We start from the raw sequence: 25,534 nt of genomic DNA, 5'->3' as shown, positions 1-25,534 counted from the left end.
CGGTTCGTGCTTTCCGCGCCTCTCGTGGAGTGAACCGTTTCGGTTGGGTGAGTGACGGTGCGATCCCGATCGAGCGATCCGGTGGGGGATTCCCGGACTGAGCGCCACTTGCCGTGCCGGTATTGTGGGCGGCGGTCCGGGGATGCGACCTCGGCGCCACCCCTTCGAAAGTTCCGCGATCCAGCGGCCCTGACAACTCAATCCGCATTGTGAAAGTGGAGAGGACGCGATGACCGTCGATCTGGGTATGCCCGCCGCCGCGCCCGACCCGGTGCTCGCCGAGCGGCGCAAGACCCGGCAGCTACAGGTCGGACCGGTCGGAGTGGGAAGTGACCACCCGATTTCGGTTCAGACGATGACCACCACGAACACGACGGACATCAACGGCACCCTGCAGCAGATCGCGGAGCTCACCGCATCAGGGTGCGACATCGTGCGCGTGGCGTGTCCGACCGCCGATGACGCCGCGGCGTTGCCGACCATCGCGCAGAAGTCCCAGATACCGGTCATCGCCGATATCCATTTCCAGCCCAAGTACGTCTTCGCCGCGATGGAGGCGGGCTGCGCCGGAGTGCGGGTGAACCCGGGCAACATTCGCAAGTTCGACGACAAGGTCAAGGAGATCTCCCAGGCGGCGAAGGACACGGGCACTCCGATCCGGATCGGGGTGAACGCCGGTTCGCTCGACCCGAGGATGATGGAGAAGTACGGCAAGGCCGTCCCGGAGGCGCTGGCCGAGTCGGCGCTGTGGGAGGCCGGGCTGTTCGCCGAGCACGACTTCCACGACGTGAAGATCTCGGTCAAGCACAACGATCCCGTGGTGATGGTGCGCGCCTACGAGATCCTCGCGGAGAGGTGCGACTACCCGCTGCATCTCGGCGTGACCGAGGCGGGTCCCGCCTTCCAGGGGACGATCAAGTCCTCGGTCGCCTTCGGGAGCCTGCTGCGTCAGGGAATCGGCGACACGATCAGGGTCTCGTTGTCCGCCCCTCCGGTGGAGGAGGTCAAGGTCGGGACCCAGATCCTGCAGTCGTTGAATCTGCGCCCGCGCAAGCTGGAGATCGTCTCCTGCCCCTCCTGCGGACGTGCCCAGGTCGATGTCTACAAGCTCGCCGACGAGGTGACCGCGGGACTGGAGGGCATGGAGGTCCCGCTGCGGGTCGCTGTCATGGGGTGCGTGGTGAACGGCCCCGGTGAGGCCCGCGAGGCGGATCTTGGTGTCGCCTCCGGCAACGGCAAGGGGCAGATCTTCGTTCGGGGCGAGGTCATCAAGACGGTCCCGGAGAGCCAGATCGTGGAGACCCTCATCGAGGAGGCGGGACGTCTCGCCGAGGAGATGGGGGAGACGGGTTCGGGTGACCCCACCGTCTCCGTGGGGTGATTTTCGTCCGCTCGTGCGCGCCCGCCCCGCGACTCCGCGCCGGGTGAGCCTGCCGTGCGGCGGTGCTGGCTCATCCGAACGGGTGAGTGGTGGGGCGGGATCAATCACGTCGTGCGTGGTCCGCTCGGCACGTGGCGGGGTTTTTCTGGCAGGCTTGTCCCGTGCTCAAGCTCGCGGGCGCGCGATTGTTGCAGGGGCGGGACCTGGAGAACGTCCGCTCGTTGCTGGAAGCGGACCCGGTGGCGGCCTGCATGGTCCTGTCCCGGATCGAAGCCGCTCGGAAGAATCCGATGTATCTCGGCGGCGAGTTGTGGGGATACGGCGGTGACCTGCAGGGGATCTGCTATGCCGGGCCGAACCTCATCCCGCTGCGGGGCGGGCGTGACGCGATGCGTGCCTTCGCCGAGCGGGCGCGGAAGGGACGTGCTTCCTCCTCGCTCGTCGGCCCGGCTCGACAGGTTATGGCGCTGTGGGCCGAATTGGCGCACGCCTGGGGCCCCGCGCGCGAGGTGCGCCCCGAGCAACCGCTGCTGGTGATGTCCGAACCCCCCACCGGTTGGGTGGATCCCGCGGTGCGCCAGGTTCGCCCCGAGGAGCTCGACCGCTACGTTCCCGCGGCGATCTCCATGTTCCGCGAGGAGGTGGGGGTGGATCCGCGGAGCGGAGGGGGAGCGGCGAACTACCGGGCTCGAATCGCCGATCTGATCGCGAGTGGACGGGCGTTCGCGCGTTTCGAGAACGGTCAGGTGGTGTTCAAGGCCGAGATCGGTGCGCTCTCCGGCACAGTGGGGCAGATCCAGGGGGTCTGGGTCCATCCGGAGCGTCGTGGCAGCGGGCTCGGCACGGCGGGTACGGCCGCCGTGGTGGAGCACGTCGTTCGCGTCATGGGGCGAACGGCGAGTCTGTACGTCAACGACTACAACGTGGCCGCGCGGACCGCGTACCGCAAGATCGGCTTCCGCCGTGCCGGTACCTTCAGCACGGTGCTGCTCTGATCCCGCTCGTTTCCGCCCGAGCGCTCCGGTTTCGTCGGCGCGACCGGCCGCGCGCTCACCGCTTCGCGAACCAGCCGGGAGCTCGGTGCGACCCGTGGTGCCCGGACGTCCGCGCGTGGGGAACCGGCCGGGCCCGTACCGGTTCCCGGGTTCGTTTCGCGGTGGGGCTTCCGTCCGATGGGAACAAACCGGGCAGTCGGGTCCGCCGGGCGTCGATTTGTGATTTCAAACACGTATATACTTCGTGTTTTGTCGCGTCTCGCGAGCTCGCCCCCGTACAACGGGGTTTCCGCTCGACGACGACGCCGTGTGGCGCCGGGACGGATCCGGGACAGTCGAACACCGAGGGTTCGGTGTTCGGCATACTGCAGGATGTGCGTACAGCTCGTGCTTTTACCGCCCTGGCGGGGCTCCTCGTCACGGTGCCGATCGCTTCCTGCGGCGTGTTCGATTCCGGGCCCTCGGCGAAGGACGCGGCCACGGCTTACGTCCGCGCGTTCGCCTCGGGCGACAACGCGGCGGCGGCCCAGCGCACCGACGCTCCGGAAACGGCAAGGAAGGCCCTGGACAAGACCAGGAAGAACCTCTCCCCGGAGAAGGTGGACGCCTCGGTGACCGATGTGTCCTCGGGCGAGTCGGGGGAGTCGGCCGAGGCGAGCTTCGACGTTTCCTGGAACTTCGGTTCGGAGCGCACCTGGGAGTACGAGGGGAAGCTGAACCTGACCCGGCAGGACGGGGACTGGAAGGTGCACTGGCAGCCCTCGGCCCTGCATCCCGACCTGGGAGCCAGGCAGACCTTGCACTACGAGCAGGACCCCGCCACACCGGCGCCGGTGCTCGGCAGGGACGGTACGCGCCTGATGGGGCCGAAGCGGTTGGTGCGCGTGACGCTGATCCCGGGGCAGGTCGACGATCTGGCGAGCGTCGCGGGATCGCTGGCGGAGGGGCTGAGTCCCGTCGCCCCGGGAGTGACCGAGCAGGGGATCGTGTCCGGAGCGGAGAAGACCGAGGACGATCAGGCCTACACCGTCGTCACCCTGCGCTGGGCCGACTACCAGCGCGTGAAGTCGGAGATCTACGAGCTGCCCGGGGTTCGCTTCCCGGGGAGAACCGAGCTGGTTCCCACTGAGAAGAACTACGCCTCGCAGGTGCTGCCCGCCGTGGCCGAGGAGAAGAAGAAGCGGCTGAACGGAAGTGCCGGTTGGCGGGTGTTCACCAGCGACGCCTCCGGTGCCGAGGTCAAGACGCTGCACCGGGTGAAGCCGAAACCGACGGAAGCGCTTTCCACCACGTTGAGCGACAAGGTGCAGCGCGCCGCCGAGGAGGCGATCGACCCGGTGGAGAAACCGGGCATGATCGTGGCGATGCGCCCCTCCAACGGGGACGTGCTCGCGGTGGCGCAGAACTCCGCGGCCGACGGCAAGGGTGCGCTCGCGCTGACCGGGCAGTACCCGCCGGGGTCCACCTTCAAGATGTCCACGGGGCTCGCCGCGCTGGAGCGAGGCAAGGCCGGCATCGACACTCAGGTCGAGTGCCCGGCCGAGAAGACGTTCAACGGGAAGACGCTGCCCAACGCCCACGACTTCGACCTCGGAACCGTTCCGCTGCGGAAGGCCTTCGCCGAGTCCTGCAACACCACCTTCGCCCAGCTGGCCACGGACATGCCCGCCGACGCGCTGCCCGAGGCGGCCGAGAAGCTGGGCATCGGCGCTGATTTCGCCATCCCGGGGCTGACCACGATCACGGGCGACGTTCCTGCGGGGCAGGGCGAGGTCGCTCGTGCCGTGAACGGCATCGGACAGGGCAAGGTGCTGGCGAGCCCGTTCGGCATGGCATTGGCGAGCGCGTCCGTGGCCAACGGCGAGATGCCGGTTCCCGGAATCGTCGAGGGAGACGAGACCGAGGTCAACAAGGGACCGTCGAAAAAGCCCTCCGGCGAGGCGGTCGAACAGCTGCGCGAGATGATGCGCGAGGTCGTCCGCTCCGGTACGGCCACCGAGCTGTCCGGGATGGGGAAGGTCGCGGGCAAGACGGGAACGGCCCAGTTCGGCGACGGCAGCAGGGCGCACGGTTGGTTCACCGGTTACCGGGGGGATCTGTCCTTCGCGGTGCTGTTGACCGATTCGGGGACCTCCGAGCGGGCGGTTTCGGTGACCCGGGACTTTCTGGAGCGTGTGGAGTGAGTCCGGTGTGTTAGGTTGTCGCACATCTCGCGCGCCCTCACGCAGGGTGTTGTCCGCCGTCGACGGGAGTGCACGTGATCTACTTCGATTCTTCGGCACTGAAGAAGTTGATTGCCGCGGAACCGGAAAGCGCGGCGCTGAGCACGTGGATCCGCAACAACTGGGAGCAGCCGCGCGCCACGAGCGCCGTATCCAAAGTGGATATCATTCGTAGTTTTCGCACGGCCGGACCGGCGGTCGAGGACCTCGCCTCGATCGTCGTCTCCAAGATCGACCACCTTCCGGTCGAGCAGGAAGTTCTCGACGAGGCCAGCGGGATGGACTCCCCGCTGAGTCTCGCCGAGGCGATCCACCTGGCCTCCGCCTACCGGGAGCGCGCGGAGTTGCGCGCCTTCGTGTCCTACGAGCCCGCCGTGCTCCGGGCGGCCCAGCGCTCCGGTCTGGTCACCGTCTCGCCCGGCAACGACCTCGACGGGATCAACGAGGAGCGCCGCTGAACGTGAGCGAGCGCTCCGGAGGGGAGGCCGCTGCGTGGTCGCTCGCCCCGGAACCGTGTGGTGACCCCGGCGACGGCCTGCCTGCGGTTTCCGGTCGTGAGCAACGTTCTAGAGTGAGGGTATGCCGGTACGAAGCCCGTTGCAGCCAGGAGAGCAAACCCCGCGCCGTCCGGTCCCCTCGACCATCGAGCGGCCCGAGTACGTGGACAAACCCGCCCCGAAACCCAACACGGATCCCGACGTCCAGCCCCCCGAAGTGATCGAGGCCATGCGCGTGGCGTGCAAGCTTTCCGCGCAGGCGCTGGAGGAGGCGGGCAAGGCGGTACGCCCGGGAGCCACCACCGACGACATCGACGCGGTGGTGCACGAGTTCTTCGTCGACAACGGGGTGTATCCCTCCACGCTCGGGTACCGCAACTTCCCCAAGTCCTGCTGCACGTCGCTGAACGAGGTCATCTGCCACGGAATCCCCGACTCGACGGTGATCGAGGAGGGGGACATCGTCAACGTCGACGTGACCGGCTACATCGGCGGTGTGCACGGGGACAACAACGCGACTTTCTGCGCGGGCGAGGTCTCCGAGGAAGCGCGGTTGCTCGTCGAGCGCACTTACGAGGCCACGATGCGCGGGATCCGCGCCGCCAAGCCGGGACGTCAGCTCAACGTGATCGGCCGGGTCATCGAGTCCTACGCCAAGCGCTTCGGTTACGGCGTGGTCCGTGATTTCACCGGGCACGGCATCGGTCGCTCGTTCCACAGCGGGCTGGTGGTGCTGCACTACGACGAGCCCTCGGTGCAGACGGTGATCGAACCGGGGATGACGTTCACCATCGAACCGATGATCACGCTGGGGACCCACGAGTACGACATCTGGGAAGACGAGTGGACGGTCACTACGCGGGACAAGAGCTGGACCGCCCAGTTCGAGCACACCATTCTGATCACCGAGGACGGCAACGAGATCCTCACTCAGCCGTGAGCTGACCGGTGTTTCGCTTCCGCCCGTGGCGGAGGAGCCGAACCGGAAGCTCCCGCCGGGCGTGAGCGGGAGCCCGACATCGGCGGGCGGGGCCCGCACAGTTGTCGGGACCGTCCCCGCAAGCGCCCGCCCGGGTGCTCGTGCACCGGCGGCTCGGAACGCGGCGGTGTGACGGGAGGCACGGCCCCGGACGGGGCGGGCCGTGCTCCCCGCGCCGGTGGGGTATGAAAGCGTACGTGAATTCGCTGCTGGTTGCCGGGACGACCTCGGACGCGGGTAAGAGTGTGCTGGTTGCCGCGATTTGTCGTTGGCTGGCCCGCGGTGGGAGTGCTGTCGCGCCCTTCAAGGCGCAGAACATGTCCAACAACTCCGTGGTCACGGCTTCCGGCGGTGAGATCGGAAGAGCGCAGGCCGTGCAGGCCGCCGCGGCGGGGGTGGAGCCCGACGTCCGCTTCAACCCGGTGCTGCTCAAGCCCGGCAGCGACCGCAGTTCCCAGGTCGTGGTGCTCGGTCGTGCGGAGGGGCAGGAGAACGCTCTGTCGTACCGCCGACGCAAGGACGTCCTGCTGGAGACGGTGACCGACACCCTGGCCGAGCTGCGTGCGGAGCACGACTACGTGATCTGCGAGGGCGCGGGCTCACCTTCCGAGATCAACCTTCGCGCCCACGACATCGCCAACATGGGCCTCGCTCGTGCGGCGGGGCTTCCCGTCCTCGTGGTCGGCGACATCGATCGTGGCGGGGTTTTCGCACAGCTGTTCGGAACACTGGCCCTGCTGGACCCGGCCGACCAGGCCCTCGTGTCGGGGTTCGTGGTGAACAAGTTCCGCGGAGAACCCGAGCTGCTCGAGCCGGGGCTGGACCAGCTCCGCGCGCTGACGGGCAGGAAGGTGCACGGTGTGCTGCCCTGGTCCGAGGAGCTGTGGCTGGACGCCGAGGACTCGCTGTCGTACGTGGCCGACGGAGTGGTGGGGCGCCCCGCTCCACCACTGGGCACGCAGTGGCTCCGGGTGGCGGTTCCCAGGCTGCCGCGCATATCCAACGCCACCGACGTCGAGGCCCTCGCCGCGGAACCGGGGGTGTCGGTGCGGTTCGTCACGGAACCCTCCCGGTTGGCCGACGCCGATCTCGTGCTGCTTCCCGGGTCCAAGTCCACCGTTGCCGATCTCGCCTGGTTGCGGGACACGGGGCTGGCCGAGGGGATCCGTTCGCACGCGGCCTCCGGGCTGCCGGTGGCCGGGGTGTGCGGCGGTTTCCAGATGCTGGGCAAGCGGATCGTCGATCACGTCGAGTCCGGTGGCGAGGTCGACGGGCTCGGACTGCTGGACGTCGACGTCGAATTCGCCTCGGAGAAGGCTCTCGGCAATCCCGCGGGAACGGCCATGGGCCACCGGGTGAGCGGCTACGAGATCCATCACGGGCGCGTGCGGCGCAGTGGCGACCTCCCCGCGTTGATCAGCGGGGCCTCAGGCGGGGAAGGCGCCGTGCACGGTTCCGTCGTCGGAACGCACTGGCACGGGCTGTTCGAGAACGACGGGTTTCGCCGCGAGTTCCTCGGCTGGGTCGCGGATCGGGCGGGCCGAACCGGTTTCCGGTGCTCGTCGGAGACCTCCTTCGCCGAGCTCCGGCGCGCACAGCTGGACCTGCTGGGTGACATGGTCGAACGTCACCTGGACACCGACGCGCTGATGCGCTTGCTGGAGGGCGGAGCCCCCGAGGGGATGCCGACCCTCTCGGCCGGGCAGCACTGATCCGGCAACTCTGCGGACCGGCTCCGCGGGGGCGGACACGGCGACGGGGGACTCGCGCGGTGCGCACCCGCTCGCGCCGGTCCGTGCACGGCCCCCGGAGCGGGTGCTCGCCCGCGGAATCGCTCAGGAGCTGTGCGCGGACCGCGCGGAGCCGGGGCGTTCGTCGAACTCGGCGAGCAGCTCGTCGAGGAACCCGCCCGCTTCGGCCGCCGCTGCTTCCGGACAGCCGTCGCGAACCGCTTCGAACAGTTCTGTGTGCGAGACCGTCCGCTCCGGCGGGACGGTGGGGTCGAAGGTGGTGGCGACGCTGGAGAGCACTGCTTCGCTGATCCCCTGGTACAGCTGGATGAGCACCGGGTTGTGCGAGGCCTCCACCAGCAGGAGGTGCAACCTGCTGTCGGTGCGCGCCACCCGTTCCGGGTCCCCCTCGCCGATGGCCGCGTCGCGCTCCCGCAGCGCCACCTCCAGCTCGGCCACATCGTTCTCGGTGCGTGCCGTCGCGGCCAGCCGGGCGCTTTCGACCTCCAGGGCGCGGCGCACTTCCAGGACCTGACGCAGCTCCGTGTCGCACAGCCTGCTGACGGCGCCGGAGAGTTCACTCGTGGCTCGGACGAAGGTGCCGTCGCCCTGCCGGACTTCGAGCAGTCCCGCGTGGGACAGAGCTCGGACTGCTTCACGCACCGTGTTGCGGCCGACTCCGAGCGCGCTGACCAGTTCGGTTTCCGGGGGGATCTTTTCTCCGAGCGGCCACTCGCCCGAAGCGACGAGCTCGCGCATCTGGGCGATCACCTGATCCACCAAGCCGGTCCGCGTTGTCGTGACCAAAGGCACAGGGTGGTCCTTTCATCCAAACATCCTACGTTTGCAATACTAGTACGCGATGTCTCACGAGTCGCGTACCGAATCCGTTCCCGAGCGGCTGACCGTTCAGGATGCCAGCTCCGCCGCGGGACCAGGCAGGAACGATGCGGCTCCGCGGGCCGGTGGGAGCGGGACCGGCTCCGTCGACCGCGCCGCGGCCACCGGTGGTGGGCTGCTGCTGGTGGGGGTGGCGCTGGCCGCCGCGAACATGCGCCCCGCCGTCACCAGCCTCTCCTCGGTGCTGGGCGGTGTGCGTGACTCGCTGGGGGCCGGTGCCACGTGGGCGAGCGTGCTCACGTCGGTGCCCACGCTGTGCTTCGGCGTGGCCGGGATCAGCGCTCCGCTGCTCGCGCGTCGCTGGGGGATGCAGCGCGTCGTGGGGGTGGCGCTCGGGCTGCTCACGCTGGCGATGCTGGTGCGGGTGACCGGAGGTGCGACGACGGTCTTCGCGGGAACCGTGGTCGCCTGCGGAGCCATCGCGATGTGCAACGTGCTCATCCCCGTGGTGGTGAAGGAGTCCTTCCCGCACAGGGTCGGCATGGCAACCGGGATCTACACCACGGCCATGGCGGCAGGAGGGTCGATCGGTTCCGCGTTCACCCCCTGGCTGCGCACCGAGCTGGGCGGCTGGCGACTCGCCCTGGCCACCTGGTCCGTGCTCGCGCTCGCCGCTTTCGTGATCTGGTCGGCGGCGGGCCGCGGCGCTTCGGGTGGGAGCTCCCCGGCAGCGCCGAGCCGCTCGGCAGGGGACAAGTCCCTGGTGCGCAGTCCACTGGCCTGGGCGGTGACCGGCTACTTCGCCATGCAGTCCCTGGTGGCTTACGTGATCATGGGATGGCTTCCCGAGGTGTTCAAGTCGGCGGGAACCGGTGCGGGAACGGCCGGCGCGCTGCTCGGGCTGGTGCTGCTCATCGGGGTCCCGGTCAGCATGGTGTTGCCGCCGCTGGTGACCAGGACCAACGGCCAGTCGATGTGGACCGTGGGACTCGCGGCCACGGCGATAGCGGGTTTCCTCGGCATCCTGCTCGCCCCCATGGCCGCTCCGGTGCTGTGGGCGGTGCTGGTCGGGACCGGTATGAGCGCCTTCCCGCTCGCCCTGGTGCTGATCTCGCTGCGCAGCAGCAGCGCGGCCGAGACGAGCAGGTTGTCCGGGATGGCGCAGAGCACCGGTTACCTGATTGCCTCGACGGGGCCCTTCCTGTTCGGCGTGCTGCACAACACGACGGGGTCCTGGACGGCCTCCCTGCTCGTGCTCATCGGAGTGCTCACTGTTCAGGCGATCATCGGGGTGTTCGCCGGTCGGCCGCGCACCGTCTGAACGCCGGGGCATCTCCGGTCGCGCGGCTCGGGGAGCCGCGCGCAACCCGCGGCCGTGGCACAACGGTGCCCGGGGACACCGCAGGCCACGACCCGGTTCGCTCGCTCAGTCCCACTCCAGCCCGAGCAGTGCGTTCTCCACCAGTTCGGGCATGGCCGGATGGATCCAGTACTGGCCCCTGGCCATCGAGCGCGCGTCGATCCCGAAGGACATCGCCTGGATGAGCGGCTGGATCAACGTCGGTGCTTGCGGGCCGATGATGTGGGCACCGAGCAGTTCACCCGTCGAGGGGTCGGCCAGCAGCTTGGCGAAGCCGTCCTGCTCCTCCATGGCCCAGCCGTACGCTATTCCACCGTAGTCCTGGGTCGAACTGGTGTAGTTGATGGCGTGTTCCCGCGCCTGCTGCTCGGTCAGCCCGACCGAGGCGATCTGCGGGGCGGTGAACACCGCGTGCGGTACGAACCTGTGATCGGACTTCACCGGTTCTTCCGGGTGCAGCAGGTTGTGCTGCACCACGCGCTCCTCGTGGTTGGCGACGTGCTTGAGCTCGTGCTCGCTGCTGATGTCGCCGAGGGCCCAGACCCCTTCGGCGGAGGTCCGCTGGGTGGCGTCCACCTTCACCTTGCCGTCGTCCGAGGCCGTTATGCCACCCGCGGCCGCGTCCAGCAGGTCGGAGTTCGGCCGGCGTCCGGTCGCCACCAGCAGGGTCCGGGCGGAGACCGTCTCCGGTCCGTCGGGACCGTCCAGGTGCAGCTCGACCTTCTCGTCGTCGCCGGTCACGCTCTTCTCGGTGCGGTTGAGCCGCAGGTCCCAGTCGCGGGCGGCGATCTCGGTGAAGCGCGCCGAGACGTCGACGTCCTCAGCGCGCAGCGCGCGCCCGGAGCGGCCGACCATCGTCACTTCGACTCCCAGCGAGGAGAAGATGTGGGCGAACTCGGCCCCGATGAACCCGGTGCCCAGGATGATCATGCTCTCGGGGAGCTCTTCCAGGCGCATCACGCTGTCGCTGGTGTGGTAGGTGACGTCCTCGATCCCGGGGATCTCCGGAATCACCGGCCTGCCTCCCGCTGCCAGCACGATCCGGTCGGCGCTGATCGTCTCCGAGCCCGCGGAGGTCTCCACCGCCAACTGGCGGACACCGGTGAATCGGCCGATCCCCTCGTAGAGGGTCACGTTCGCGTTCTCCTCGGCGCGGAACCGCCTTCCGCCTTCCGAGATGGTGTCGATCCTGCCGAAAATCCGGTCCCTGATCTCGGGCCACCGGACGCCGGTGCGGTGCAGATCCACCCCGAGCGCGTCGCCCTCGTTCGGGGAGCGGGCCACATCCGCCGTGTGCACGAACATCTTGGTCGGTATGCAACCGACGTTCAGGCAGGTTCCCCCGTACGCGGAAGTGCTGCCCACTCCCTTCTCCACGATGGCGACGTCCCAGTCGGAGAACCGTTCGTCGAGGATCGCGTTGCCCGATCCGCTACCGATGATGATCAGATCGAAGTGTCGCACGTGTTCATCCCGTCTCGCCTACTTTGACGGAGGGTACAACCAGGTGTGCCGGGGTGGAATTCCCGGTGGGCGAGCGGGTGGGCCGTTCGCGGTCGGGCAGCGCGCCGAAACCCCGGAAGCGCCGGAGCGAGCTGTTCGCGGGAGTGGGTGCGGCGAAGAGTTCCGAAGGACTTGAGCGAGAAATAGACGATCGTTATCCGGTTGTGCTCTGTTCGGAATTACGGATTCCGCTTTCGTCGTGGGCTTGTTGACCTGGTGATTCGACGTGGAAACAGTGCGCAAAATGGGTGTAACGTGACGTGAAAGCTGTTCGAAAAAGCGGGGGACAGCGCCGCTGTTTTCCTCGGTGGTGAGACCGCGCGATTCGGAGTGCTCACCACCGCTTCCGCCGGGGGTGAGTGGAGCTCGCATGCATATGTCCCAGTCCCGATCGACGGGCACCGTTGAGCCTCGTGCGACGACACGTCGTCCGGAGGTCATCGGAGAAAGGGGTGATTGCCCCGACGGGCGGACGCGAAGACCCGCCACAGCGCGGATCACCGGCTGGGAGCGGCGCTATCGGCTCGCTGTGGCCTGCAGCGACGTGCTGACGATCGCCGTGTGCGTCTGCGGGGGAGCAGCACTGCTCGAAGGCGCCTCCTCCGGCAGGGGGCTCGTCCGCGCAGGGGTGGTCACCGCCGTGCTGCTGCTCTCGTTGGTTCCGACGTGGAACTACCGCATCCTGGGGCAGGGGGCCGAGGAGTTCCGCCGGCTCGGCAGAGCACTCCTCACCGCCGATGTGCTGCTGGCCTTCGGGGCCGTTGCCACCGGCGTGGAACAGCTGCGCGGCTGGATCTTCGGAGTGCTGCCCGCACTGACCCTGCTGTGCGTGGCGCAGCGCTACGCGTTGCGCAAGGTGCTGCACCGCCTGAGGGCTGCCGGTCGTTGCTCGCTGCCCGTGCTCGCGGTGGGCCACGCCGAGGCGCTGGAGGACCTGATCAGCAGGACGCGGAGCGAATCGCACCTCGGGTGGCGGATACGCGCGGTGTGCACCGAGGGAAGGCAGGGCACCGGCGGTTCCCGCGGGCGGATCGGCTCGGTCCCCGTGGTGGGCGGGTTCGAGGAGGTGGCCGAGCAGGTGCGCCGCGGTTCCTACAGAGCCGTGATGATCAGCGCCGACCGCTACTGGACTCGTCGTCGGCTGCAGTGGCTGTCCTGGCAGCTGGAGGGCACCTCCGCCGAGATGGTGGTGGCCCCCGTGCTCATGGACGTCGCCGGACCCAGGGTGCACGTCTCCGAAGTGCTCGGCATGCCGCTGCTCCGACTGAGCGAGCCCGTCTTCACCGGGCCGCGACTGCTGGTCAAGTCCCTGATGGACAGGCTGGGCGCGTTGTTGCTGTTGCTGTCGCTGTCCCCGCTGCTGCTGCTCGTCGCAGGCGCGATCAAACTGGACAGCGGCGGGCCCGTGCTCTACCGGCAGCGCAGAGTCGGGCACAACGGGGAACCGTTCGTGATGCTGAAGTTCCGCACCATGGTCACCGAAGCCGAGTCCCTGCGGGACCACCTCACCGCCGACGAGGGAGCAGGGCCTTTGTTCAAAGCGCGCCGGGACCCTCGGACGACCAGGATCGGTCCGCTGCTGCGCGGCTACTCGATGGACGAACTCCCGCAGCTCGTCAACGTCGTTCGCGGTGAGATGTCGTTGGTGGGGCCGCGTCCCCCGCTGCCGGACGAGACGGCCTCCTACGAGCCCGAAGTGCACCGGCGGTTCATGGTCCGCCCGGGAATGACCGGCCTGTGGCAGGTGAGCGGGCGCAGTGATCTCTCCTGGGGGGAGAGCGTCAGGCTGGACCTGCGCTACGTGGAGAACTGGTCGTTGACCCTGGACATGATGATTCTCTGGAAGACCGTGCGGGCAGTGCTGGGGAGGGAAGGTGCGTACTGACTGAGCAGGGCTGGTTCACAACGGCGCTTCGCGTGGGTGGTCGCTCAGCCTGCACGTGAGTCGGCGCCTCGAGGTGCGCAGTTTCGCGCGAAGAGTTCCCCTCGTGCGACACGAGAACCCGCGGCGGTGCCGACTGCGTGGGCTCGAAGCGCCTGCGTTGGGGCCCGGGGACTCGGTTGGCGTAACTGGTCGGTCCGGGGCAGCGAAGCTCCGGGGTGGTGCTCATCGGCTCTTGGAGGTCTCGAACAGCTCCCGGATCGATCTCCGGTAGTGCTCCGGAGCGAACAACCTCGCGGCCTCCAGGCGGGCGTGCCGGGCCCTGCGCCGGGCCTCTTCCCAGTCGTCGAGCAGCTCCTCGATCCGATCCGCGAGCGAGTGCGGGTCGTCGGTGGGAACCACCGAGCCCCTCCGGCCGCCGTCGACCGTTTCGGGCAGCCCCTGGGCGTCGGTGACCACGACCGGCCGCATCGCCAGTTGCGCCTCCACCGCGGTGTTGCCGAACGGCTCCATCCGGGAGGGAACGAGAACCACGTCGGCGGCGGCGTAGTGGCTCCAGACGTCGTCGTCGAACCCGTGCGAGCGGACGACTTCCTCGAGACGGTGCTCGCGGACCAGCTCTTCCAGCTCGCGCTCGAACCATTCGTAGCCCGCGAACACCGATCCGACCAGGTCCAGTGTGATCGCTCGTCCGCGCTCGCGGAGCAGCGCGACGGCGCGTACCGCCGTGTCGGTCCCCTTGCGGGGCGAGATCCTGCCCACCAGCACCAGCCCGGTGCTTCCCGAAGTCGCGGGGGGCTCCTCCGGTGGGGTGGCGGGACCGTGGACGCCGTTGCGGACGACCAGTACGCGTTCGCGAAGGCGTGGAACGGCTCCGAGCAGCACCCCCCGAGCCGCGGCGCTGTTGGCCACCACCACGTGGCAGCACAGCAGCGGCAGAGCGAGGCCCACCCGTATCGGCCTCGGCACGGTGTCCTCGGCCTCGTGCACGTGCGCGACCACTCGTCTTCCGAACAACCTGGCCATCGGCGGCCACAGCGGAAGAGTGACCGTGCTCACGTAGACCGCTTCGAAGCGGTGCCGGCTGAGCAGTCGCAGCATGGCGGGCAGCGCGCTGAGGCAGTCGCGCAGCAGTCCGAGCAGGCCTGAGGGACGGAGCGCACTTTTGCGCAGCACCGGGGTGGGGCAGCGCAGCACCCGGGCGCCGTGGGAGCGCAGAAGCGGCACCAGCGGTCCGTCCGCGGGCAGGGCTACCAGCACCTCCCGCCCGCTGTCCGCCAGAGCTCGCACGGATTCGGCGAACACGCGATCGGAGCCGTACAGCTCCGCGGAAGGGTGAACTAGCAGCACTGGACGGGGCACGATGCTCCTTGCGGGTGGTGTTCGGTGGTCTCGGCCGCGCCGGGCGAACGAGGCCTGCTGCGCTTGCGGGCTCCGGTCCGCCTGCGCCGCGCGGTGCGTCGCCCTCCGCGCGATTACGGAGACGGAGCCCTGCCGAGGGGCTAGCTCCGCTGCCCCGGGACGGGTTCCCGTTCGCGGCCCGGGGGACGGATCAGCTCGGACCAGGCCGCGAGGACGAACAGCCACACCGCGGCCACGTTCGAGGGAGCCCCGAGGGATTCGGTGAACACCGAGTTCGCCAGCATACCCACCAGCACGGCGTAGACGAGGATGCGATCCTGCCTGGGCTCGGGGGAGCTGCGCGCTGCTCGTGCGGTGTTCAGCAGAATGCCGAACACCAGGGCGGACCAGACGACCAGGCCGAGCAGTCCGGAGTTGACCATCAGGTTGATCACGGCGTTGTGCCCGCCGCCGAGTCCCATCTCGTCCAGGAACAGGCCGCGGGTGGCGCTCTGCCCGTGGCCGTACAGCGGTCGCTCGAAGAACTCCTCGAGGGCGTAACCCCACAGTTCCGTGCGCGAGTTGAGCGTGAACAGTCTGGACATCGAGTGCCCGCGAGTGAAGAAGGCCGTGATCAGCGGGGTGGCGGCCAGTCCGATCGCCAGCAGGCCCACCGACAGGAACGCGGTGATCTCGAGTCTGCGGGTGCCGCGCCACCTGACCCACAGAGCGGTCAGCGAACCGACCAGGGCTCCGAGAGCGGCCCCGCGGGTGTTGGTGGCCACCAGGCCGACGGTGCAGATCAGCAGCATGCCGAGGTACACCGGCAACGGCCAGCTCGGCCCCGTGTGCGTGTTGCGCCTGCCGAGCACGTAACCGACCAGAACGACTACCGCTATGGCCAGGAACTGGCCCGCGGTCACGGGGTGCAGATACAGCCAGGTGAAGCGGTCGGCCTGGCTCTCCCGGCGGGGGAGCGGGACGAGCGCGCCGAACACCACCGAGGCGGAGACGAGCACGCAGTAGGAGTGCGCGAACAGGTGCATCGTCGCTCGCCCCGAATGGCGTACCACCGACCGGGTGGCAGCCAACAGCACCGCCATCTGCCAGGAACGAACCAGGGCCATCTCGAAGTAGGGCGAGTACGTTGTGGACAACCACAGTGTCGCTACGTAGGCATAAGCCGTTAGTGTCACCCAGTGCGCAGTGTGCAGCCGAGGGGCCGGGCGAAAGTGGACGAACAGCCAGCACGCCACGACCGCGTAGGTGGCGATCTCCAGCAGTACGAATACGTCCGGATTCCCCGAGACGGACTGGTCCTGGTCACGGAGTCTGAATTTGTACTCGCTGGCCACGATCAGCGCCAGCAGACACGCCGTCAGCGCCCGCGAGTCGGAGTTCGAGCGGAGAACGGGCGAGTCGGTCGGAAAGTGACGGTGATCGAGCACGGTGACCCTTCGCGGAAAGTTTCGGTGACCGCGGAGCGGACGAAATCTCGTAACGAATCGATACCGGGAGCTTATACGGCGGGTTCGTGGATCCGCACCATTGATCGGCGACGAGGACACGGGATTGGACGGAGATGCGCGTAGCGATGCTCGGAACGCGGGGGGTTCCCGCTCGGTACGGAGGTTTCGAAACCTGCGTGGAGGAGGTGGGCGGGCGGCTGGCCCGCATGGGGCACGAGGTGACGGTGTACTGCAGGGACCGCGGTGCGGAGCGCACCACCGAGCACCGCGGGATGCGGCTGGTGCGACTGCCTGCCCTGCGGCGGAAGTCCCTGGAGACGCTGAGTCACACCGGGCTCTCGGTGGGACACGCCCTGCGGGAGCGTCCGGACGTCGCGCTGGTGTTCAACGCGGCGAACGCGCCGTTCCTCCCCCTGCTGCGAGCCCGGGGGATACCGGTGGCGACGCATGTGGACGGTCTCGAGTGGAAACGGGCCAAGTGGGCGGGAGCGGGAGCGCGCTACTACCGCGCCGCTGAGTCGCTGGCCGTGCGCTGGTCCGACGCGTTGATCTCCGATTCGCGCGGGATCCAGCACTACTACGCGGAGCGCTTCGGCGTGAAGAGCGACTACATCCCCTACGGAGCACCCGTGCTGGACACCGTCGGCGCCGACGGCTTGGCGGAGTACGGCTTGCGCGCCGGTGAGTACCACTTGATGGTGGCCCGTTTCGAGCCGGAGAACCACCTCGGTCTAGCGGTGGCGGGCTATCTCAGGAGCGGGGCACGGCACCCCCTGGTCATCGTCGGCACGGCCCCCTACTCGGACGCCTACACCGCCAGGGTGCGGAAGCTGGCCGACGGCGGCAGCGGTGTCCGGCTGGTGGGGGCGGTGTGGGACCAGCGGACCCTGAACCAGCTCTACGCCAACGCGCTGACCTATGTGCACGGTCATTCCGTCGGCGGGACCAACCCCTCGCTGCTGCGCGCCATGGGGGCCGCCACTTCGGTGTCCGCTTTCGACGTGGAGTTCAACCGGGAGGTTCTGGGACCTCACGGGGCCTACTTCACCGACGCGGAGAGCTTGGCCGAGTGCTTCGACCGGGCCGAGGAACGTCCCCAGGACACCCTGGACCGCGGTCGGGCCCAGGTCGCGGAGCTGGCCGAGCACTACGACTGGGATCTCGTGGCGCGCGGTTACGCCGAGCTGGCGGAGAGATTGAGCTCCTCCGGAACTTCCTCCGGAGGTGGGAACGCCGCGCGGTCGCCCGGGGCGCCGAACCCCCGTGCGGCCGGTGTGCGGAGATGGATGTGGAACAAAGGGGTCAGGAGGCGGTGACATGTCGAGTCGAAGCCGAAGAATCGGCGCGGCTCTGCTCGGGAGCACTCTGCTCGGAGTGCTGATGGCTCCCACCGCGGGAGCGGACGATACACGGCCCGAAACGGTGACGGCCGGGGCGCTGCCGACTCCGCAGACGGACGGGATCGTGCTGTCGGTGGAGATCGTGGGCAACACCGTCTACGCGGGCGGGCACTTCGACAGGGCCCGTCCTGCCGGTGTGCCCGCAGGGGGTGCCGGGGAGGTGCCCAGGGACAACCTGATGGCCTTCGACCTGCGCACCGGGGAACTGCTGCCGTGGTCGCCCTCGGTGACCGCCACGGAGTTCGAGTCGGGCACCGATCCGGGGGCGCTGTGCGACTCGGTCGGCACCGACCGCTGGAGGTGCGACACCGTGTTCGACGTGACCGCGGGGCCTGCAGGCGACCGGGTATACGTCGGCGGGGACTTCGACAGGATCGACGACAGGTGGCGTTCCAGGGTAGCCGCCTTCAGCGCGGCCGACCGCGCCCTGGTGGACGATTTCGACCCGCGGGTGCGGGGGCGGGTGCGCGCGCTCTCGGCCACGGCCGACCGCGTGTACCTGGGTGGGGCCTTCGACGGGGTTGGCGAGTCCGACCGGAGCAGGCTCGCGGCCGTCTCCCCCGCGGGGGAACTGCTGCCGTGGTCCCCGACGGCCGATGCCACGGTGCACAGCGTGCTCGCGGTTCCGCAGCAGCACAGGGTGCTCGTCGGCGGGGCCTTCGACAGGGTCAACGGGCAGCGGAGGGTCGCGCTCTCGGCCGTCGACTCCACTTCGGGGGACAACGTCGCCTGGCAGTGGCAGGCTCCGTCCACCGACGACGTGGTCACCGACATCGCCACGGACGGCCGGGGAACGGCTTATTTCGGCTCGTACAACTGGGAGGGATTCAACCCCAGGTTCGAGGGCCGCGGGGCGGTGCGGATCGACGACGGTTCCACCGTCTGGATGGACGGTTGCTACGGGGACACCCAGTCGGTGGCCGTGGCTGCCGGAGTGGTCTACGCGGCCTCGCACACGCACGCCTGCGCCGCGCTGGAGGCCATCCCCGAGGACGGCTCGATCGACTACCAGCGGTTGACGGCGGAAACGACGGAAGCAACGGGCAGGTCACCGCGCGATGTCAACCACGTGAGTGCGGGGGATCCCGTCCCGGAGCTGCTGCCGTGGCTGCCGAACACCAACGGCGGACCGCAGGACAGCCCGTGGAAGAACGGTCCCTGGGCCATCGACGCGAATTCGGAGTACGTCGTGGTCGGTGGTGAGTTCACCACCGTCAACGGCGAGCCGCAGCAGTCCCTGACCCGGTTCGCGGCCCGCTCGGTTCCCGAGGCGGTCGACAACGGTCCGCAGGTTCCGTTCCGGGCTCCCCAGGTGAGCCGGGATCGCTCCACCGGGGACGTTTCGATCGAGTGGCGAGGTACCTGGGACGCGCAGAACAGCTCGATCCGCTACGAGGTGATGCGGGTCGGAACCCCGGAACCGATCCACGCGGTCACCAGGGAGTCGTGGCCCTGGCAGATTCCGACCATGAGGTTCACGGACACGAACCCTCCTGCGGGGGACACGGAGTACTGGATTCGTGCCGTCGACTCCGACGGAGCCGCCATAGGATCCCCGCGGGGCAGCACCGGATGGTGATCCGGCGCTGAGTCCGAATCGGTCGGCTGCGAGCGGCTGGTCCGGGGGCACCCGGTAGCGCTGCTCGATGCGGATCACGGCCTGCCGGGGCTGACGAGAACGCCCGCGTCGGGGTGGTCGTCCGGGGAGATGCCGAGTCGTTCGGTCACCTCCCCGGGGATCGGCCGCCCCGCGTCGGATCCGGGGGCGTTCGGTCGTGGTCGGTAGTCACCTCCGGCCGGGTCCCGGAAGGGCGCCCCGGACGTGCGCACGGCGGTGCTGTGCCGGCCCTGGCCGGTTTCCGCGGTCAGTTCGGACAGCGTCTCGAACCGTTCCGAACGCCCGGAACCGAGGTAGCGCTCCACCAGGTGAGGTTCTTCTCCCCTGAGGTAGACGTTTCCGTCGCTGCGGGAGACGAATCCTGGAGTGGGCACCCCTTCCGGTTTGTGGTTCTCCGCGGTGGCGAAGGGGCGCCTCGCGGTGGTGCCCGCGAAGTGGTTGTTCACCAGCTCGGTTCCGGTCGTGATCCAACTCAGCCCGAGCCGGTCGCTGTACGGATCGGACTCGGGGGAGCGCACGTCGTTGTAGAGCCCGAGCGCCCCGCGGTTTCCGCGGAAAGTGTTGTGCAGCACGCGCACCCGGTCGGCGCTCGAGACCTTCACCCCGAGCCCCCGGTTCCCGAGGATCAGGTTCGAGGCGATCAGCGCGTCCGAGGAGACCTCGTAGAACAGGCCGTGCTTGACGTTGCCCCGCGTGGTGTTGCCCAGGACCACGGCGTTCGTGCACCCCAGGTCGCACCACCAGCCCGCTCCGGTGTTGTCGAGGAAGGAGTTCCGCCGGACCACCGCTCGCGCGGTGCGGGTGATCTTGACCCCGGCGGCGCCGATGGCGGGACCGCTCAGGGCGAAGTGCTCCCGGTTGTTGCGGGTAACGAGATTCCCGCTCATCCGTATCCCGTCGGCCCTGTTGGCCATCATCCCGACGAGCCCGTTGTCGCTGAAGACGTTGTCGACCACCCCCGCCCCGGGGGCGAACACTGCAGCACCGCTGGAGGCGCTCCAGGAGAAGGCGTTGCCCTCCAGGGTCACCTCCGCGGAGTTGACCACGATCATGGCGCCCTCGCGGCCGTACTCCTGCCGCGAGGCGTAGTGGGCCACCCCGATCCCTCGCAGACTGCTCCCAGCGGCACGCGGCCCGTCGAACTGGAGCAACCAGGAGCGGGCCGCGGCCTCGACCGCTCCTCCCCGCGGGTCGCTTCCGATCAGCAGTGTTTCCGCGTCCGGGTTGACGAAGAAGGTCCCCCGCGTCACGGCCGCGCGCTCGGTCACTTGGCGCAGCGGTTCACCGTCGAGGAAGACCATGTCGGCCAGTCCGGCGTTCGGGTGCCGCGGATCGATGATCTCGGGGATGAAGCAGTCCCTGCAGAAGTCCGGGCTCCAGCCGTGGTGCACCCAGCCCCGCCTCGTGCGTTCCCAGGTGTCCACGACTTCGCTGCCCTTCAACCAGACCTGTTCACCGGGGTAGGATCTGATGTGCAGTCTTTTGCGGATCACCCCGAGACCTTCCCGGTAGGTGCCGGAGCGCAGCACGATCGTCGCCGAGTGGTCCGCCCTGCGCACGGCCTCGCTCAGCGTGCGCAGCGGGTCGGAGCGAGTGCCCCGCGCGCCCGCGGCGCCGGAGGTGGAGACGAACAGCGCCCCATCCGGAACCGGGGAGCGCGCGCCGGGGACTTCCGGCAGTGGCGGTGCCTCGGACGGACGCGTCCGCGTGGCCGTGGAGCCCGAATCGTGCTGCGCCCAGGTTCCGGACACGAGCACGGCGGCGCAGACGACGAGGACGCCCAGCACGCGGACACCGCGGCGACGGCCACCGGAATGGGGGATTCGTCCGAACAATGCGCTCCCGCCGTTTCGTCCTCTCGGCGTCCGGGTGGGGTGTCGGCTTTCGTGGCGGATCGGAAACCTCCGGGTCATTCCGACACGGACAACCTGGTGCGCAGCAGCGTGGTCGACACGTCGCCCGTGTAGGGAAAGTACACGATTCCGACGCCGACGCTTTCCAGCTTGGACTCCATCTCGTGCGCGCGTTCCGTGCCCCTCCAGTCGTCGCCCTTGAACAGCACGTGGAATCCGATCCGCTGCCAGGTGAGGTACTTGTCCACGTGCGGATCGGCGATGGCCTGGTCGACGTACCTGATGCTGGAGACGATCTCCAGCCGCTGCTCGAACGGGATCACGGGGTGTTTCGCCTTCGCGCTCAGCACCACCTCGTCCGTGGCGACTCCGGCTATGAGCAGGTCGCACTCCGAGCGGGCGCGCTCCAGCACCCGCAGGTGTCCTATGTGGAACATGTCGTAGGCGCCGGGCGCGTAACCGACGACGGGTCTGCTCACGGTTCTCCCCCGTTCGCGGTCAGTCGCTTCGCCCGGAGGAACCATCCGGGAAGCGCCGCACAGGCGAACAACGTCTGGGCCAGGAACAGTGCCGTGTAGGCAGCGGTGAAGGCGAGGTGCGCTCCCAGCAGCACGAATACCAGGCACAGGACTCCGTAGTCGGTGGGAGAAACCAGCAGGGAACGCCAGGCCGAGGGAGTGCTGTCGCTCGCGGGCTCGGTGCCGGCGTGCTGCTTCCGGAGTTGTTCGTTGAGGATCATCGCGAAGAACAGAACGCTTTCCACCACGGTGAAACCGAGGGGGACCAGCAACCACCAGTCGGGGTGATCGCCGAAGCGATAGGTGGAAACGAGCACGGCAGAATGCAGCATCGGGATCTTCGCGCTGTCCACGACGTGATCCAGCCATTCTCCCGAGGGGCCCCCGTCCCCGCGAAGTCTGGCCAGCTGCCCGTCCGCCGAGTCGAGGGCGTAACCGAGCAACAGTGCCGCGGCCACTCCCACGCCGAGCACGGGAGAGGGCGGCAGGAGCGCCAGCGCGAGAATTCCGGTCAGGGTGCACAACGCGCTCACGAGCGTGACCTCGTTGGGTGTTCTGCCCGCCAGGTGGGCGACGGCGGCCAGACAGCCTCCGGCCCTGCGGTTGACGAACCGCGAATACGCGGGTGCTCCCCGTGCCGACTTCTGCGCGCCGGGAAGTCGGCGAAGTATTGCCCCGAACGTGGGATTCGTGTGATCGGCCTCGGACGGGGAATCACACCTCGGGGTGGAACCGCGCACGGAATCTCCTTCGTCGGTGGTATCTGCGGTTTCCCGGAGAAGTTGGTCCTTCCTGGACCGGGTTTTCGTTGTCGGATCGATATTTTCCGGTGTCGGACGTTCTCGGGTCGCGCCGTTGCGGTGCTTCGTCCTGTCGGGACGGGAGAATCCTCGGGAACGAAACCTCGGAGGCGTTCTGGTGATCGTCGAGTGAACGTGGTTCGTTACAGCGTTATCGTGATCGTCGTGTTCGCCCCGGGGATCCGTACCGTGATCGCGAGCCCTCCGAGCGCGTTCTCCGCGAGGACGACTGCGCGAGGAGCCGCCCCGGCCGGATCGTCGCGGTCGGTGAGCGACCGACGACGTCGGTTCCGGGGCCCCGGGCAGGACCGCGTCGAATGGAGCTGCGATGAACGAACTCTTACCGGCCCCGAACATAGTCGGTGCGTTGTGGCGGTACCGGTGGAGTTCGCTCGTCGTGGTCGTCGGGACGGTGCTGATCAGTGTGCTGGTGGCCCTGACAGTGGGCAGTGCCGGGGCCGCCCAGGCGCGCATCGTGCTCAAGTCCCCCGGCTCCGTCGAGGCGCTCGGCTACGAGGTGACCAGCGAATCGGGGTTCGTGCGCTATGTCAACCAGCGAGCGCTGTTCGTGACCTCGGACCGTGTTCTCGAGTCGGCGCGGAAGCGGCTGGAGGCCTCCGAGTCGATCGAGGAACTGCGCGAGTCGGTGGAGGCCAAGGCCTCGGACAACGGTGACTCGATCGTCGTGCGGGTCGACATCGGCGGTGCGGCGCGGTCGACCGAGATCGCCAATGCGGTCGTGGCCGCCTACCGACGCGAGTCCGAGGCAGAAGTCAGCAGTGCGGCGGACAGCGCCGTCGAGAGCCTGCGCTCCCGGCGGGCCGAACTCGTGGAGGGCGAGGGCAACACCCCGGGCTCGGTGTCCAGCACCGTCAGTGAACTGGACCAGCGCATCACGGAGATCAACATAACCGCCGAGCAGTTCGGTGACGGCGTGTCCTTCACGGACAAGGCCGTCACGGACTCCTCGGGGGTGCTCACCGTGCTGCTGCGGGACGCGTTCGTCGGGCTGGCCGTGGGGCTGCTGCTGGCCGCCACGATCGCCTGGGCCCGCGCGGACCGCAATCGCAGGGTTCGGGACGCGGCCGATCTGACCAGGCTGTCCGACGAACCGCTCCTCGGGGAGATCGAAGCGCTCGATGAGGGGACATCCGCACGACTGCACAACCTCGTGGTTCCGCCGCTGGGGTCCTACCGCCTGGTTGCCTCGGTGCTGCGGAACACCGTGCGGGGCGGTCTGGTCGCGGTCACCGGGGTCGCCGCCGGGGACGGCGCGACCACCACGGTGCTGCAAGTGGCCGGAGCCGCGGCCCGGGACGGCCTGCGGGTTCTCGTCGTCGACGCGGCGGTGCGGACCAGGGAGCTCTCGCACAGCGTCGCGCTGCAGAACGACTGGTACGGAATGGCCCCCATCGCCGCCGGGGCGGCCACGGTGCACGCCTCCACGCGGGTGATCGAGGTGGGGCCGGGAATAGAGTTCCGGGTCGTTCCCGCGGGGCGCGCCGGTGAGGGGGCCCCGGACTACTTCCGGTCCTCCCTGCTGCGGCGAGCGATGGTGGAGGCGCGTGGTGGCTACGATCTCGTGCTCGTCGACCTGCCGCCGCTGGAGAGCGCTCCCGAGGTGAGCGCTTTGATACCCGCGGCCGACGGTGTCGTGCTCACCGTGCGCCGGGAACGGTCGGTGGCGGCCTGGCGCAGGGCCAGGGAGCGGATCGAGCTGCTCGGAGGAAAGATCGCGGGGCACGTGTTCACCTTCGCCGCGCACGGTTCTCCCGAGACCTCGGCGGAGAGCGCGCAGAGCGCCGAGTCGCGGGTGCGGGCACCGGCGCCGCCCGTCGATCGGGGTGGCCGGTGACCTCGGTGAGACGCGGCGGTGTGCTCGGCAGGCTCGCCGATGACAGTGCTGCCGGAATCCTGTCCCAGGCGGCGACCGCGGCCGCGAGCTTCGCGGTGCAGCTGGTGGCCGCGGGAACCCTGAGCCTGTCCGACTACGGCGTTTTCGCGTTGCTGCTGGCCACGCTGGTCGGAGCCAACGCGCTCCACGTCGGTTTCGTGTGCGACGGCTTCACCGTTTTCGACCGGCACGATGCCGGTTACCGGTCGAGCCTGGTCACCGGAGCCCTGCTGGTCATGGGGTTGTGCGTGCTCGGTGCCGTGGTGCTCGCCTCGACGGTGTCCCGACAGGGCCCGTGGCTGAGCGCGGTGTACGCGGTGCTGGTGGTGTGCAGGCTGCTCGCGGAGACCGTCCGCAGGATCTTCGTGGCCAGGGTGGATTTCGGTGCGCTGCTGAACAACGACCTGTGCTGCCTGGCTGTGACCCTGCTGGCGCTCGCGGTGGTACCCGCGCTGTTCGGGGAACCGAACCCGACGGTGCTGTTCGGGGTGATGTGCTGCGGCGCGCTCGCCACGCTCCTCGCGGGACTGGTGCAGTTGCCGCGGGAGGAGCGGGGCGGCCTGCGCCCCGGGGTGCGGGAGTTCCCCGACGTGGCCGGATTCGCGGTGTGGCGTGCGCTGCAGGCGGGCCTGCGACCGCTGACCCTGCTGGCCGTGCGGCTGCTGGTGGCCAGCACGATCTCCACGGCCGCTGTCGGGGTGCTCGAACTGGCGCGGTTGGTCGTGGCACCGGTGCAGGTGCTGATCAACGGCTCGGGCAGCCTGCTGCTCGGCAGGATAGCGGCTCGGGAGCGTTCCGGTGACGAGCGCGATCCGGCGGTTCTGGGGAAGGCCTGCCGGGTGCTGGTGTTCGCGACCGTCGTCTGCGGAGGGGTGCTGGCCGCTGCGGCTCTCGTGCTGAGTCCCCGGGTGCTCGGCAAGCCGCTCGATCCGGTGCTGGTCCTCGGGTGGGTGAGTTACCAGGTGGCCTGGGCCGCCGGGCTGCCCTACGTCACCGAACTCGTGGCCCGGCGGGCGTCGCGCCGAGTCTTCCGGATCCGCTTCGTGGACTCGCTGGTGGGGCTGGGTCTGGCGGCCGTGGTGGTGTCGACGGGGACGGCCGTCGTCGTGCTGCCGTCCTTGCTGGCGCTCGGTGGGGTGTACACGGTGTACGCGGCGCGTTCCGCGGTGCTCGGACAACGGGTCCGGCGCGCGGAGGAAATCGGCCGGTGTTGAACTGGCGCGCTGTGCGGACGAGTGGCCCGCGGGCCGGT

Annotated in this window: 19 protein-coding genes; 12 read left to right on the top strand and 7 right to left on the bottom strand. The window is 69.0% G+C overall.

Annotated features, from left to right (window positions below):
- Positions 1 to 229: 229 nt before the first annotated feature.
- The 6 genes from ispG to G9Q41_RS09130 all read left to right on the top strand — a co-directional run bounded on the left by ispG (position 230) and on the right by G9Q41_RS09130 (position 7,786).
- Positions 230 to 1,381 (top strand): flavodoxin-dependent (E)-4-hydroxy-3-methylbut-2-enyl-diphosphate synthase, encoded by a 1,152-nt coding sequence (ispG, locus tag G9Q41_RS09155; RefSeq protein ID WP_092522948.1) that lies wholly within the window; start codon positions 230 to 232, stop codon positions 1,379 to 1,381.
- A 161-nt stretch (positions 1,382 to 1,542) separates the two neighbouring features.
- Positions 1,543 to 2,376 carry a GNAT family N-acetyltransferase gene (locus tag G9Q41_RS09150; RefSeq protein WP_092522946.1) on the top strand — a complete coding sequence of 278 codons (834 nt, stop codon included), beginning with the start codon at positions 1,543 to 1,545 and terminating at the stop codon, positions 2,374 to 2,376.
- A 374-nt stretch (positions 2,377 to 2,750) separates the two neighbouring features.
- Positions 2,751 to 4,559 carry a penicillin-binding transpeptidase domain-containing protein gene (locus G9Q41_RS09145; RefSeq protein ID WP_165632377.1) on the top strand — a complete coding sequence of 603 codons (1,809 nt, stop codon included), beginning with the start codon at positions 2,751 to 2,753 and terminating at the stop codon, positions 4,557 to 4,559.
- Between the two features lie 74 nt (positions 4,560 to 4,633).
- Positions 4,634 to 5,056 carry a type II toxin-antitoxin system VapC family toxin gene (locus G9Q41_RS09140; RefSeq protein WP_165632376.1) on the top strand — a complete coding sequence of 141 codons (423 nt, stop codon included), beginning with the start codon at positions 4,634 to 4,636 and terminating at the stop codon, positions 5,054 to 5,056.
- A gap of 121 nt (positions 5,057 to 5,177) precedes the next feature.
- On the top strand, positions 5,178 to 6,035 hold the full coding sequence (gene map, locus G9Q41_RS09135; protein WP_092522942.1) for a type I methionyl aminopeptidase: 858 nt from the start codon (positions 5,178 to 5,180) through the stop codon (positions 6,033 to 6,035).
- 236 nt (positions 6,036 to 6,271) lie between these two features.
- The gene (locus G9Q41_RS09130) at positions 6,272 to 7,786 is read left to right on the top strand and encodes a cobyric acid synthase (RefSeq protein ID WP_165632462.1); all 1,515 of its coding nucleotides are present in this window, start codon (positions 6,272 to 6,274) and stop codon (positions 7,784 to 7,786) included.
- Between the two features lie 123 nt (positions 7,787 to 7,909).
- On the opposite strand, the gene G9Q41_RS09125 is transcribed toward G9Q41_RS09130, so the two are convergent.
- Entirely contained in the window at positions 7,910 to 8,617 is a 708-nt protein-coding gene (locus G9Q41_RS09125; RefSeq protein ID WP_165632375.1) for a FadR/GntR family transcriptional regulator, read from the bottom strand.
- 49 nt (positions 8,618 to 8,666) lie between these two features.
- On the opposite strand from G9Q41_RS09125, the gene G9Q41_RS09120 reads away from it, so the two are divergent.
- Entirely contained in the window at positions 8,667 to 9,965 is a 1,299-nt protein-coding gene (locus G9Q41_RS09120; RefSeq protein WP_165632374.1) for an MFS transporter, read from the top strand.
- Between the two features lie 105 nt (positions 9,966 to 10,070).
- Here G9Q41_RS09120 and G9Q41_RS09115 read toward each other — a convergent pair whose 3' ends face one another.
- Positions 10,071 to 11,468, bottom strand: coding sequence for a mycothione reductase (locus G9Q41_RS09115; protein ID WP_165632373.1), 1,398 nt, complete (start codon positions 11,466 to 11,468; stop codon positions 10,071 to 10,073).
- Between the two features lie 568 nt (positions 11,469 to 12,036).
- Here G9Q41_RS09115 and G9Q41_RS09110 point away from each other — a divergent pair.
- On the top strand, positions 12,037 to 13,392 hold the full coding sequence (locus G9Q41_RS09110; protein WP_347568689.1) for a sugar transferase: 1,356 nt from the start codon (positions 12,037 to 12,039) through the stop codon (positions 13,390 to 13,392).
- Between the two features lie 222 nt (positions 13,393 to 13,614).
- Here G9Q41_RS09110 and G9Q41_RS09105 read toward each other — a convergent pair whose 3' ends face one another.
- Both G9Q41_RS09105 and G9Q41_RS22650 read right to left on the bottom strand, forming a co-directional pair.
- Positions 13,615 to 14,751 carry a glycosyltransferase family 4 protein gene (locus G9Q41_RS09105; protein ID WP_347567499.1) on the bottom strand — a complete coding sequence of 379 codons (1,137 nt, stop codon included), beginning with the start codon at positions 14,749 to 14,751 and terminating at the stop codon, positions 13,615 to 13,617.
- 140 nt (positions 14,752 to 14,891) lie between these two features.
- The gene (locus G9Q41_RS22650; RefSeq protein WP_165632372.1) at positions 14,892 to 16,178 is read right to left on the bottom strand and encodes an O-antigen ligase family protein; all 1,287 of its coding nucleotides are present in this window, start codon (positions 16,176 to 16,178) and stop codon (positions 14,892 to 14,894) included.
- A gap of 134 nt (positions 16,179 to 16,312) precedes the next feature.
- On the opposite strand from G9Q41_RS22650, the gene G9Q41_RS09095 reads away from it, so the two are divergent.
- Positions 16,313 to 17,515, top strand: a complete 1,203-nt coding sequence (locus G9Q41_RS09095; RefSeq protein WP_165632371.1) for a DUF1972 domain-containing protein — start codon at positions 16,313 to 16,315, stop codon at positions 17,513 to 17,515.
- Between the two features lies 1 nt (position 17,516).
- A complete protein-coding gene (locus tag G9Q41_RS09090) occupies positions 17,517 to 19,178 on the top strand; it encodes a hypothetical protein (protein ID WP_165632370.1) in 1,662 nt (553 codons plus the stop codon).
- A 74-nt stretch (positions 19,179 to 19,252) separates the two neighbouring features.
- Here G9Q41_RS09090 and G9Q41_RS09085 read toward each other — a convergent pair whose 3' ends face one another.
- The 3 genes from G9Q41_RS09085 to G9Q41_RS09075 all read right to left on the bottom strand — a co-directional run bounded on the left by G9Q41_RS09085 (position 19,253) and on the right by G9Q41_RS09075 (position 22,328).
- On the bottom strand, positions 19,253 to 21,004 hold the full coding sequence (locus G9Q41_RS09085; protein WP_165632369.1) for a right-handed parallel beta-helix repeat-containing protein: 1,752 nt from the start codon (positions 21,002 to 21,004) through the stop codon (positions 19,253 to 19,255).
- Positions 21,005 to 21,126: 122 nt separating this feature from the next.
- Positions 21,127 to 21,549: an adenylyltransferase/cytidyltransferase family protein gene (locus G9Q41_RS09080; RefSeq protein ID WP_347567498.1), complete on the bottom strand. Its 423-nt coding sequence runs from the start codon at positions 21,547 to 21,549 to the stop codon at positions 21,127 to 21,129.
- Complete coding sequence (locus tag G9Q41_RS09075) at positions 21,546 to 22,328, bottom strand: CDP-alcohol phosphatidyltransferase family protein (RefSeq protein ID WP_165632367.1); 783 nt, start codon at positions 22,326 to 22,328, stop codon at positions 21,546 to 21,548. Before G9Q41_RS09075 ends, G9Q41_RS09080 begins: the two co-directional genes overlap by 4 nt.
- 388 nt (positions 22,329 to 22,716) lie before the next feature.
- On the opposite strand from G9Q41_RS09075, the gene G9Q41_RS09070 reads away from it, so the two are divergent.
- Both G9Q41_RS09070 and G9Q41_RS09065 read left to right on the top strand, forming a co-directional pair.
- The gene (locus G9Q41_RS09070) at positions 22,717 to 24,243 is read left to right on the top strand and encodes a cell shape-determining protein (protein WP_165632366.1); all 1,527 of its coding nucleotides are present in this window, start codon (positions 22,717 to 22,719) and stop codon (positions 24,241 to 24,243) included.
- The gene (locus tag G9Q41_RS09065) at positions 24,240 to 25,496 is read left to right on the top strand and encodes a hypothetical protein (protein ID WP_347567497.1); all 1,257 of its coding nucleotides are present in this window, start codon (positions 24,240 to 24,242) and stop codon (positions 25,494 to 25,496) included. Before G9Q41_RS09070 ends, G9Q41_RS09065 begins: the two co-directional genes overlap by 4 nt.
- Positions 25,497 to 25,534 lie beyond the last annotated feature (38 nt).

Origin of the sequence: Actinopolyspora sp. BKK2, from assembly GCF_011291845.1 — a bacterium.
Lineage (GTDB): Bacteria > Actinomycetota > Actinomycetes > Mycobacteriales > Pseudonocardiaceae > Actinopolyspora > Actinopolyspora saharensis.
Note: the sequence above shows the minus strand (reverse complement) of the source record. Positions and strands in the feature narration are given on the sequence as shown.